General features: G+C 48.0%; 12 protein-coding genes. 9 read left to right on the top strand and 3 right to left on the bottom strand.

The window, feature by feature from the left end:
* The coding region (locus CHI14_RS23880) for a glycosyltransferase family 4 protein (RefSeq protein ID WP_095291937.1) at positions 1 to 904 on the bottom strand (904 nt) is incomplete at its 3' end.
* A gap of 180 nt (positions 905 to 1,084) precedes the next feature.
* On the opposite strand from CHI14_RS23880, the gene CHI14_RS23875 reads away from it, so the two are divergent.
* Positions 1,085 to 1,444, top strand: a complete 360-nt coding sequence (locus CHI14_RS23875) for a hypothetical protein (RefSeq protein WP_095291936.1) — start codon at positions 1,085 to 1,087, stop codon at positions 1,442 to 1,444.
* Between the two features lie 250 nt (positions 1,445 to 1,694).
* Complete coding sequence (locus CHI14_RS23870) at positions 1,695 to 3,179, top strand: DHA2 family efflux MFS transporter permease subunit (protein ID WP_095291935.1); 1,485 nt, start codon at positions 1,695 to 1,697, stop codon at positions 3,177 to 3,179.
* An 85-nt stretch (positions 3,180 to 3,264) separates the two neighbouring features.
* Here CHI14_RS23870 and CHI14_RS23865 read toward each other — a convergent pair whose 3' ends face one another.
* Positions 3,265 to 4,392, bottom strand: a complete 1,128-nt coding sequence (locus tag CHI14_RS23865; RefSeq protein ID WP_095291934.1) for a glycosyltransferase family 4 protein — start codon at positions 4,390 to 4,392, stop codon at positions 3,265 to 3,267.
* Positions 4,393 to 4,708: 316 nt separating this feature from the next.
* Here CHI14_RS23865 and CHI14_RS23860 point away from each other — a divergent pair, with 316 nt between their 5' ends.
* The 7 genes from CHI14_RS23860 to CHI14_RS23825 all read left to right on the top strand — a co-directional run bounded on the left by CHI14_RS23860 (position 4,709) and on the right by CHI14_RS23825 (position 11,324).
* Positions 4,709 to 5,746 carry an ABC transporter ATP-binding protein gene (locus tag CHI14_RS23860; protein ID WP_249281221.1) on the top strand — a complete coding sequence of 346 codons (1,038 nt, stop codon included), beginning with the start codon at positions 4,709 to 4,711 and terminating at the stop codon, positions 5,744 to 5,746.
* A complete protein-coding gene (locus CHI14_RS23855) occupies positions 5,743 to 6,459 on the top strand; it encodes an ABC transporter permease subunit (protein WP_095291931.1) in 717 nt (238 codons plus the stop codon). The genes CHI14_RS23860 and CHI14_RS23855 overlap by 4 nt, the downstream gene beginning before the upstream one ends.
* Before the next feature lie 4 nt (positions 6,460 to 6,463).
* Entirely contained in the window at positions 6,464 to 7,858 is a 1,395-nt protein-coding gene (locus tag CHI14_RS23850; RefSeq protein WP_095291929.1) for a GldG family protein, read from the top strand.
* Positions 7,855 to 8,868 (top strand): DUF4340 domain-containing protein, encoded by a 1,014-nt coding sequence (locus CHI14_RS23845; RefSeq protein ID WP_170948256.1) that lies wholly within the window; start codon positions 7,855 to 7,857, stop codon positions 8,866 to 8,868. Before CHI14_RS23850 ends, CHI14_RS23845 begins: the two co-directional genes overlap by 4 nt.
* 203 nt (positions 8,869 to 9,071) lie before the next feature.
* Positions 9,072 to 10,097, top strand: coding sequence for a YhcN/YlaJ family sporulation lipoprotein (locus tag CHI14_RS23840; RefSeq protein ID WP_095291926.1), 1,026 nt, complete (start codon positions 9,072 to 9,074; stop codon positions 10,095 to 10,097).
* A 251-nt stretch (positions 10,098 to 10,348) separates the two neighbouring features.
* Positions 10,349 to 10,573, top strand: a complete 225-nt coding sequence (locus tag CHI14_RS23835; protein ID WP_017692532.1) for a helix-turn-helix domain-containing protein — start codon at positions 10,349 to 10,351, stop codon at positions 10,571 to 10,573.
* A gap of 211 nt (positions 10,574 to 10,784) precedes the next feature.
* A complete protein-coding gene (locus tag CHI14_RS23825) occupies positions 10,785 to 11,324 on the top strand; it encodes a DUF4303 domain-containing protein (protein WP_095291923.1) in 540 nt (179 codons plus the stop codon).
* Positions 11,325 to 11,437: 113 nt separating this feature from the next.
* On the opposite strand, the gene CHI14_RS23820 is transcribed toward CHI14_RS23825, so the two are convergent.
* Entirely contained in the window at positions 11,438 to 11,785 is a 348-nt protein-coding gene (locus CHI14_RS23820; RefSeq protein WP_095291922.1) for a hypothetical protein, read from the bottom strand.
* Positions 11,786 to 11,935: the final 150 nt, after the last annotated feature.

Genomic DNA, 11,935 nt, shown 5'->3' with positions numbered 1-11,935 from the left:
GCAGGAACGAAGGGATGTTGTCCAATTTGCCCCAAAATACGATATCTCCTCCAACACCAAGATCATTAGCCTGGGAACGCAGGTCTTCCATCAGATTCCCTTCTCCTGCAATCCAGCAGACCCAATCAGAGCGAAGTTGCTTTAGGCTGGCCAGAGCGTTGATCAGTACATGAACGCCTTTAATAAATTCCAATCTGCCTGTAAAGGCAATAACCTTTTTGCCTGCAGGGGGCCGCTGTCGGAACCGGACGGATGCCTGGGAACGGTAGGCGGGAAGGTCCACAGCATAAGGGATCAGCCGGAATTTGTCATCAGGAACCTGCAGTGATGTCAGCGTACTCTTGATCCAGCGGCTGGAGACGAGAATCAGCTCGGATTGTGCGGCGCTCCGCTGCTCCAGGGAGAGGAAATAACGCCCGCGTTTGGATTGCAAATAGGCTGGAAGCGTAAGATACGGTTTGGATTTTTGCTCATCGTAAAAGGTTTCACGTGCAAGTGCCCCGTGATAACTGGTTACCATGGGGGTGTTGTTCTTCAGAATACGTTTCATCGCCACGGCTGCCACGGGATCTTGTGCATGAATCATGTCATAGTGTTCTACACCCAGACAGGCAGCAGCCATTTCAAATGCATATCGGTTCAATTCGTAGTATGCCAGGAGAGAGTCAGCGGTGAATTGTGGAAGATCGGTCGGATTGAGCTTGGCTTGCAGCATAGGCCATACGTTCTCTTTTGAGAAGTTCCGATTCAGGTTACGTATATAAACTTCATTTTTCGCGCCGTTCGTTCCCATAATATCGACTTCGACGCCAAGTGCCATCAACCTGTCGGCGAGCTGTTTCACATAGGTCCAGATGCCTCCCATCTGTGTAAGCTCCCAATAGGTAACGAGCAGAACTTTCATAAGTACCTCCTTGTCACGGCCTGCACAGGCGGTTCTGCTATCCTTCTATTCTATGAGAGAAGCCGTGCCAAAGGCCGGGCAGGAAGGTACATCTGTCAAAAATGGGTGAAAACAACGGGCATGGGATGTAGGGCAGCATAAACTATTACCAGGTCGTACACAGCAGAAGGAGGCACAAGTGTGGGGGCATATATAATGGAAATCCATGAGGGCATGCTTCAAACGGCTGTTCCGATAAAGTATATCGACGTGGAGGTTGCATTCGCAGGGGACGACGGAGCGGATGTATATGTCGGCGGAATCAGTCCGACCAGTGGAGAGTTGTATCGGCATATCTTTCATATTGGAGCAGAGTCGACCGGCAGCAGCCGTAACCACATCATTCATGACCTGAACGTTTCACCCTCCATGTGGGAACTGCGAATCATCAGCAACAAGAGCAGGCCCTATCATCTGGCGATTCGGGTGTATTGCAGAAGTGCTTGTGGACTGACGCTGGGTGTGCTCTCTGAACACCAGATGATTAAGCTGGCAGATTAGTTAGGCAAAAAGCATGATGGAAAACTAGCCAAATCGGTGGAGCAGGGAGAGCCTGTTCCCTTTTTTTGTGTTTGCTTATACTGAATTTTACATAAGAAAATAGCTTGACAGCAAAGGTATTTTCATTAAAATAAAACCATGGTTAAAACAAAAGTTTAAAACGACGGTTTAAAACAAATGTTTGAATCAGTCATGATTATAAGGCTGTACGTGAGGGAAAATACCTCCAAGCCGGAAAAGAGAGTGGTCAATGAAACAACAAACAGCAGTTAACCAGAATCCGGAGGAGTTCTCGATCAAAACGATTATTCTTCCGCTCTTGGCCATCATCGTTGGTATGATCATGGTCATTCTGGACAGTACGGTCGTGAACGTCGCCATTCCGAATCTGGTGCAGTATTTTGAGACGGATCTGAAGACAATCCAATGGACCGTAACGGGCTATACCTTGGCTCTATCGGCAGTTATCCCATTAGCCGGATGGCTCACGGATCGTTTCGGTGCCAAAAGAGTCTTCCTGTTCACGATAGCCATGTTTACTCTCGGATCGGTATTATGCTCGATTGCACAGTCTCCCGAGCAATTGATTGTGTATCGGATTATCCAGGGACTTGGCGGAGGAATGGTGGCTCCAATAGGGATGGCTATGGTTTTTCGTCTTGCTCCTCCCGAAAGAAGAGGCTCGATCATGGGCATGCTCGGGATTCCAATGCTGCTGGCTCCTGCGCTGGGACCGGTATTGTCAGGCTGGTTCATTCAATCCCTCAGCTGGCACTGGATCTTTCTGATCAATCTGCCCATCGGTATTGCTGCTTTTATTCTATGTATCAAATTTCTGCCTGATACGGACCGTGGAAGAACACCCGCGCTTGACCTGCTTGGCATGATTCTCGCGCCGATCGCATTCTCTATGCTCGCCTATGGTGTAAGTGAGGGCGGCACAAGCTGGACCTCCACTTCAACACTGACAGGTGTAATCGTTGGAGGAGTAGCGTTGATCCTGTTCATCATTGTGGAGCTGCGTCACCAAAATCCATTGTTGGAACTACGGGTCTTCAAATCCTCTGATTTCACACGTGGTATTATCCTTGCATGGGTTTCACAAACCGCTTTGTTTGGGGCCATGATTTTGATTCCGCTCTACCTGCAGCAGATCAAAGGCTACACAGCTTTGGAAACAGGGTTAATCCTCCTACCACAAGCTTTGGCATCCGGTGTAGGCATGCCGCTTGGTGGGCGTTTGTTTGATAAAATCGGGGCGAGACCCCTCGCTTTCGTGGGTCTGGGTATCATCTCGGGGGCACTCTTTACTCTGTCTTCCATTACATCCGAGACGGGTCTGGGTCTAATTATTCTTAGTCTCGTGATGATGGGACTCGGTATGGGTCTATCCATGATGCCACTGAATACGCATGTGCTAAACGCTGCTCCGCGCAAATTGGTTGGTCGGGTCACACCGCTTACCGCTGCTGCGCAACAAGTGGTTGTATCTTTTGCGGTTGCTGGTTTGACCGGTTTCCTGACTTCCCGAATTGCGACCAATACAAGTGGTACGGACGTTGCATCTGTCATTAAGGGTCTCGTGTCTGGTTTCAACGACACGTTTTTCCTGGCCGCGTGCATTGCATTGTTCGGTTGTTTACTGAGTCTTATCCTCCGTAAACCAAAACGAATGCAGGAAGAAACGCTCCAGACCGGGGATGAACCGGATCCGGCCATGATGCTGGGGCACTAAAGGATCATCCTAATTTATGAATAGGTGCTTAATCTCTTTAATCCAAGGCAGTTCAGATATGTTCTGAACTGCCTTTTTGCATTGCTCATGAGAAGATCCTCAGGGCGGTCATCATTTCCCGGAAGGAAATAGCGTACCGATCCGGAGAGAAAGAGGCTGTCATATGCTCTCTGCCCTGTTCACGGATATATTCACGTAACTGGTGATTATGCATGAGTTCGACCGCTTCATCTACTGCTGCATTTACATTGCCCAGAGGATAGAATTTGCCTGTTTTGTTATGAGTAATGAACGAACGTACACCATCCGAATCGGTGCTGAGTACCGGGCAGCCGCAGCTGATGGCTTCGGCAACCGCATAACCAAAGCCTTCAAGAAGGGACGTCGAGAGCATGATTCCTCCAGAAGCTGCAATCATGGAATAGAACGTGGGCATCTGGGAGTGAGGAACATTGACAAAGATGCCGATGCGATCCTCCAAACCATATTCAGCCAGCATATGACGGAACATCACTTCGTCTTCGGGATTGGCCAAGCTGGGATCATGAAACAGCCATAGTCTGGCTTTGGGAATTTTTTTGATGATCTTGCTGGAGATGCTCAAGTATTCTCGCCAGTTTTTGTTTTGTTCCAGCCGCCCGACCCAAGCCAGAACGGGGTAGGGTGGAGTGTCTACGGAAACTGGAGCAAACGTATCGGTGTCCAGCATATTGGGGATAACAAACCGGTGCAGCCAAGGGCAGATATGAATAAACATATTCAGCAAGTGATCGGTAGGAGGCAGAACAGCAGCGTCACAATGGGCCTGGAGGTAAGGAATCGCCATCTGAATCGTTTCAAGTGCCTGATCTCTCGTTCCGAGACCCTGAGCTTCAAATATAATTCGTCCTGTATAGCCGAGTCCTCTCAATCTGCCAGGCATGGAAATATCCGAAGTCACAATAATGGCGTCATAACGCTGGCTGTGAATCAAAAAACGTATTTCTTCATCATTGGACGCGGTGAAGACCGGAGTGCCGGTGCTGTTCTGCAAACCCGATCCTGTATAAAGGTACAATAGATGCGCTTCAATGCCATGACGTTGCAGAACGGCTGTCCGCAATCGGTTCAAGGTATCCACGCCACCGCTTGGTACAAAAAACGTGAATAATACTTTCACACGGTTCACCCTCTGACTTTTGTGCAGGAACTCATACTCCTGAGCATTTTGCATAAATCCTATAAGCGACTTCCAATCCTCAATTTATAGATCGAAATGGTCCTATTCGTCTATAATATTGTCCCTTGGAGCGAGTGGAATCGAATTATGCAAAATGCTGACTCCTGTACTGTATGGTACGTATCCCCAATGCACAGGGTGTGGGTGAAACCCAAGTTGTTCACATTTTGGACATATATTTTTAATCTTTCTTTTAAGTGTCATTAAGCTGGGTTTAGGATAGACCCCGTAAGATACAAGGAACTTCCCGTGTAGACCATCTGGATTGCTTGATGGCACACGGGTATTTTAACGGGAAAGGATGAATAATGTGCTCGAAGTGAAACAGGTCAGCAAAGTGTATGATGGACGGCGCGGCGTGCATCAACTGGATTTCACAATGGAGCGCGGTGAGATTGTTGGTTTTCTGGGGCCCAATGGTGCCGGCAAAACGACAACGATGCGCATGATCACCGGTTACCTGCAACCCACCGCCGGTTCGATTGTGGTTGATGGACAATCGGTGCATGATCAGGGCAGAGCTGTTCGTTCCAAAATCGGTTATCTTCCGGAAACACCGCCGCTATATCCGGACATGACGGTGCAGTCCTATTTGAAATTCGTCGCGAACCTGAGGGATGTTCCGGCACGCGAGATTAAACTGCGGGTCAGTGAGATGGTCAGCAGGCTGGGGCTTCAGGAACGGGAAAAACAACTGGTGCGTGGACTATCCAAAGGTTATAAACAGCGCCTGGGACTGGCGGGAGCCATTATCCACAAGCCTGATCTGCTCGTCCTTGATGAACCTACATCAGGGCTGGACCCGAATCAGATTATGGAGATTCGTGATCTCATCCGGGAGCTCGGCGAAAATCATACGGTGCTGCTCAGTACGCATATTCTGCCCGAAGTCAGCGCGCTATGTAACCGGATGTTGATTATTAACCAGGGGCAGCTCGTACTCGACGGTTCACCACAGCACTTTGGTACTTCGATGGGGGATCTGTTTAAGGTATCCATTGAAGTCAAGGCGACAGAGCAGCAGCTACATCATTTGCTGACACCTTGGGAGAAGGTGAGGAGGGAAGTTATTCAACCCTCGGACGGAAACGCCGGCACAGAGCAGCAGGGAACGGTAAAAATGCTGCTTACCGGAGATTCACCCGAAGACTTCCGGGAAGAGCTGTTTTATCTTTTATCGGGAGCGGGACTGCCGATCCTGGAAATGAAGAAGGAAAATCTCAGTCTGGAGCAGATCTTCCTGAAGCTGACTACAACGGAATCAGACAATGAGTCACCTGATAAAGGTACACCTGACCTGGTTCGTGAAGATGCTGCGGATTCGCCAACAGAGGAGGAATCCAAATGAGACGAATGATGGCTATTTGCAATAAGGAACTTCAGGCGTATTTTTTGTCACCCACATCCTATTTCGCCTTCGCGGTTTATGTGCTGATGACAAGTTTATTGTTCTACTCCAGTTTCGTGTATTACCAGCCCAGTATTGTGGATTATCGCCTCGTGCTCGGTGATACCTTATCCATGCTGCTGTTTGTGGTGCCCTTATTGACCATGAGACTGGTTGCTGAGGAATTCAGGCAAGGTACAGATGAGCTGCTGCTGACCTCCCCGGCTCGGGTAACGGAAGTCATATTTGGGAAGTATCTGGCCTCTCTGGCCATTCTGATCGTGCTTATTCTGTGCAGTCTGGTCTATCCGTTCATCATGTCGTTCTTTGGAACGTTGGATGTGACTTCGGTTTGGCTGTCGGCGCTGGGACTCTTATTCCTGGGCGGCAGCATGATGGCGATCGGATTGTTTGCTTCAACATTATCCCAGCATCAGATGGTGTCTGCGGTGGCCGGTTTTATTATTTTGCTCGTATTGTGGATGCTTGATTCATTCGCAGGCAATACCGGTTCTGCGCTGCAGAAATGGCTTGATCCATTTGCGCTGACGAACCGTTTTGACAGCTTCACGAAGGGTGTGCTCAGTGGACCGGATATCTTGTATTATGTGACGCTATCGGGTGTATTTTTGCTACTCAGCATTCAAATCGTGGAACGGAAGCGGTGGAGGTGAGAAGATGAAAAAATGGTTAAGTCATACGAATAGTACGGTGCTGTCTGTAGCGGTCATTGGCATTTTTATTTTGCTTACGCTGTTTCTGAATTCGCTTGGCGGATTCCAGCTGGATCTGACGGCAAACAAACAATACACCTTATCGGACCAGTCACTGACCGCGATCAAAAATGTAAAGGATGACGTCAGCATTAAGGTATTAACGGTAGAGAACGCCAACAATACCGTCTTGAATCGCGAAGTGACGGACATGGTTCAGGAGTATACCAAACGAAACAGCAAGCTGAAGATGGAACAGTATAATCTGACACAGGAACCGACACTTGCTTCAAAGTACGGCATCACAGGCAGTTCCATCGTCCTGGAGCAGGGGGATCAATATAAAGTTATTGATATCGCCAGTCTGTTTACAGCAGTGGGGGATGGCAGTGATGGATCATACCAGTTCACGGGGGAGGAAAAATTAACGCAGGCTCTGATGAATCTGTCTTCCACCGAAATGAAGAAAATGGTATTCCTGACTGGGCATGAGGAACTTGGTCTGGATCAGTTGACCACACTTCGTTCGTCCCTGGAGCAAAACAACATTACAACAGAAGAACTGCAGCTCAATCAGGCCGGAGTGGTTCCCGAAGATGCGGACGTACTCGCGATCATTGGCCCGCAGCGGGATCTCAGTGATGCTGAATTAAAAGCCATTCGAACCTACCTGAGCAATGGTGGCAAGCTGATGTTGTCTCTCGGTTTTGTGGAGGATATGAAATCCAGCTGGAAAAATATCGACAAGCTCATGGCCGATTATGGAGTGGTTGATGAGCATGCCGTGATGGTGGACAACAAGCAGGCCAGCACGATGGGGCCACTATGGGTTGTACCCGAATACGGTACACATGCCATTACAGATAAACTGTCCGCAAGTCAGTTGTATCCGATGTTATCCCTGTCGATTGCCCTGACAAGCAAGGAACAGGAGAAATATACACTGTCGCCACTGATGCAATCTTCAGATGATAGTTATGGCGAGACGAATATTGCGGGCTTGCTGCAAAACGAAACAGCGAATGATCCGGATCAGGATATCCAGGGACCTGTCGAGCTAGGATATGCAGCAGATACAACCGAAGGCAAACCGAAAGCCGTAATCCTTGGGTCTTCCATCTTCATGCAGGATTCGGAACTCGGTAATGGAGGTAACCGTGACTTCATTTTGAATACCATCAATTATTTAAGCGAAAAAGAGGACGGGTTAACCATTCGTCCGCGGGTGCAGGCTGGTTATGAAGTGGCTTACCTGAATGGTGAGCAGGCCAGAACGATATTCTTCGTTGCGATTGTTGGTTTCCCGCTTATCTTTGTTATCATAGGTGTATTCTTATGGTGGAGGCGCAGACGCGTATGAAGAAATGGATTCCGACGATTCTGGTCGTGTTGGTACTGATTGTGGGCTGGATTTATGCGGCCAATCAGAATTATTTTCGCGAAGAAGAAGCGGTGAAGGTCCAGCTGCTTGGCATTCAGTCTGATGATATCCAGTCAATCGCCATTCAGGACCCGAGTACAGATAAGACGGAAGCAGACGCTTCATCCTCTTCATCTGCCCAATTGGAGCTGAAAGACGGCGTATGGAGCATGGTGGAACCCAAGGCGTACCCGCTTAACGGTTATACAGTCAGCAGCTGGCTTGACGCGCTAAGCGGAGCAGAACAGGAATTGGTAGTGGAAGAGACGCCGACCGATCTGGAGAAGTATGGATTGGGTTCGACTGCTGCCCGTCTGGATATCAAAACCAAGGACAGCCGTGACATCATATTAAAGATCGGCGGACAGCTTCCGGCAGATGATGCCCGTTATGTTCAGGTGAATTCCGGGCCTGTTGTTGCTGTAAAGTCGGAGTCGATCAGCAATATAGAGCTGACAAGGCATGATCTGCTCGATACGACACCGTTTAATCTCGATGATACAAATGTCGCTTCTCTGGACTGGGAAGGAGAAGCAGCAACCTGGGTACTGAAGTCGGCTTCGGAAGACGGTGCTGCCGAGCGGACATGGACGCTAAATGGTGAGACGGTTGAATCCACAGAAGCCGTATCTCTCATCGGCAAAATTAAAAATCTCTCCACTGCGGACGACGTTCGCAAAGCTTCCGAGCTCAAGGATGCTGTGCCACGATTCACACTTTCTGTTGAGCAGAAGGTAAATGGAGAGAATGTAACCGACGTGTACCGGGGGCTTACCGTTGCATCGGAACCCGGTATCATCTACGTGATTACACCTGATGGTCAGTGGGCATATTCCCTTCAGGCAGATGCCTTGCAGGATGCGGAGAAATTTCCTGATACGGTGAAGGCAGCTGATGCATCGACGGATGCAGGAAGTGGAAGTGAAGATTCAACCTCATCTGCTGAGTAGTCTTGGAAATGTGGATATACGCGGTTTTAGGTAAATCAAACCCATATGTTAATTTGGAAAGAAGCGGTGCCGCACATAACGTGCTGGCGCCGCTCTTTTGTTTTTTGTTGTCAGGACAGGTTCCATATCCTTTCAGCATATCGGGTACACCAGAAGCGCATCCTATCCTTGTGACCTAAACCATACACATTGGAGGATGAGACATGCCAGCAGCCAAAAAGGCGAAAGCAATCAGCTTATCATTGTCTACTGCAATTTTTGTAATGGCCGGACTGACAGGGTGTGGTGATGGCCGAGATAACAACAATATGCAAACCAATAATGCGGGTCAGGAAGTTCGAGGGCTGAACCGTTATGGTGTGGAGACCAATGGAATGGATGGCATTCGTGCCAGGAGTTATCGCATGCACAATGTCACTGACCTGAAATCCAGTGACGAACTGGCTAAACGCATTAACGAAATGAAAGAGATCAAGTCGGCCAATGTACTGTTAACCGACCGTAACGCTTATGTTGCTGTCCGTTTAACAGACGGTCATGCCGGCAAGATGGATAGCCAGGCAAACGGTAACGATAACGGTGGTCGCAATAGCACAATGAATGGTAACCTGCGTAATCGTGCGAGCGGAACCATGCGCAGCGAGAGCATGAATCAGGATCTGGGTGGTATGCGCGTACATGCGGGCGACGGAACCATGTCTCCTTATACTACAAGCGGTATCGCTCCCGGATTGAACACCGGTTCGGCTACAGACCGCAGCCATATGGGGAACGACCGCAGCATCTATGGAACGATGGGTACCGGAACCTTCGGCATGATGCGTGGGCTCACGAACACGGGCAGAGAACGCACCATGAGTGATGGTCATTATGGAATGCAAAGTGAAGGACAGGGCGTAGGACAACGCCAGGACAGCTCGGATGATAATACTTCTGAAGAAATCAAAGGAAAAGTTGCTGCAAAAATCAAGCAATTTGCTCCAAACGTGGAGAATGTCTATGTATCGGCAAACCCGGATTTCGTTGATCATGTGCAGACATATGCTGACGATATTCGTAACGGCAAGCCGGTTAGCGGCATGATCGACACGTTCCAGTCCATGGTTGAGCGCATCTTCCCGACCAATGCCATGGATCAGCGTCGTGATGGAATACTCGGCGATGGCATGATGAACCGCAACAATAACAATAACAACAATGATGGCATTATGAATCCTAATCGTCGGTAGAATACAGCTAAACAAATATGCCTTTGCACGGATGGGGACATCTGTGGCAAAGGCATGTTTTTTATCGCAATCAATCTAAAGAAAATGCAGAACTACATAACGTTGTGTATCTTCCATTACGAAGGATCAACAAAGGACTGCCCATTTTTTTCATAAAACTGAACCATCGCCCTTGACCTGACATAAGATGAGTTGACTGTATCCCCTTAACCTTGTTACACCAACACAACCCGAGCAAGGAGGGGTGAACATTGAAGGGTATCGATCATAAAAGCAAATTTTTGTTGACCCACCGTGAACGCGAAGTATTCGAATTGCTGGTTCAGGACAAAACGACGCGTGACATCGCAGGGCAGTTATTCATCAGCGAGAAAACGGTGCGTAACCATATTTCGAATGTGATGCAGAAACTCAATGTTAAGGGTCGTTCGCAAGCAGTTGTAGAGCTGATTAAGCTCGGAGAACTGAAGATCTGACGCGAATAACAGTTAGGAAGTTGAAGCAGCATGAAAGCCTTTTTCTATTCTTTGTCATGAAGAATGGGGCAAGGCTTTTTTGCTTTTTAGACGGGGTGGCCCATTTTAAAGTGACAAGTCAAAATCAAGTGATAGCGGTTGCCACCATAGTTAAAATCAACCATAATAAGCTTATAGGTCATGATTACATAAGAACTGAGAGGAAAGAAAGATGGACCACTTTTTAAAGGAATTCGAAGAACAGTTTAGAGCCGCCTTTCTTCCCGATCTGGAGCAAACGCTGCAAGAGATGCAGCATGAAAAAGTATACGCTTGTGCGTTTGGAACAGACAGTGACTGGATTACCCTGTTTATGGCGGCAAATACGGAGGAATCGCTTTCGAGGCATATTGCCAGGATGAAAGAAGAAGGCCTGTGTGACAGTGAGCAGGACGAAATCTACTATCGATGGGGCTACTCAGAGTATCAGTACGGCGAAGATACGCATTTCAACCATATCAGCCGATTGTTGTATGCAACGGAAGATGTTCAGAATTATAAGGATGAGATGATACGAATTATGGCCAAGGTCGTGAGCGAAACACCGAATGAAGTTTTTGCCCGTTACGGACAATCCAAGGCAGACATTACATTCTTCATATCCATGACGGATGATGATGAGGCCGAAGAGCTGGAAAATCAATCCGTTCTATTGATGACAGAAGGCAATCTGGCCAGTGAGTTTTTGAAGCGATATGATGGTCTGGAGTAGTATATTAACGGAAGAAATTAAATATATTTGAGTTCATTTCAAAGTCTTTCCCTGTTCTTGAACCGGATTAGGGAGAGGCTTTTTTTGTTATATCATGAAAAGAAATGAACTCCCTACATAAAGCTGTTTTCTCGAATAAACAATCTCCATAATCTCTTCGAAAAAGGTTGATAAAAGAGCTGCTCCAACGCCTCGTACCGGGCCTCATCCAGATGCAGATAGTGCGCTTTTTTGGCGATTTTGGCAGCTGGTTGCGAAGCAGACTTCCGACTTCCCGCTTTTCGCCTGACCGGAATATGAAACTGCAACAAATCCTCCAGGCGGTCCCAGCCTTCCCAGCTCATTCTTCCGCCACGTTTCCAGTCGATTGCATACAGGGCATAATAGTTCCGACCACCGCTTTGCTTGACAGCAATAACCCAGGAGGAAGGGATGATCTTTTGTTGTTGTCGTTGATTCACTTGGGGTGCTCCTTCGTTGATCCATAGACTGCATTCATCTTTACTATAAGCCTTATGTCTTGTCTGCTTCAAGAAGCGTTGATGTAACTTTCATTTTGAACATGGAGTAAATTCCCTTGATTTGCGGATAGAGCTTGATTAAAATGAAGT

Origin of the sequence: Paenibacillus sp. 7516 (assembly GCF_002272715.1) — a bacterium.
Taxonomy (GTDB): domain Bacteria; phylum Bacillota; class Bacilli; order Paenibacillales; family Paenibacillaceae; genus Paenibacillus; species Paenibacillus illinoisensis_A.
Note: the sequence above shows the minus strand (reverse complement) of the source record. Positions and strands in the feature narration are given on the sequence as shown.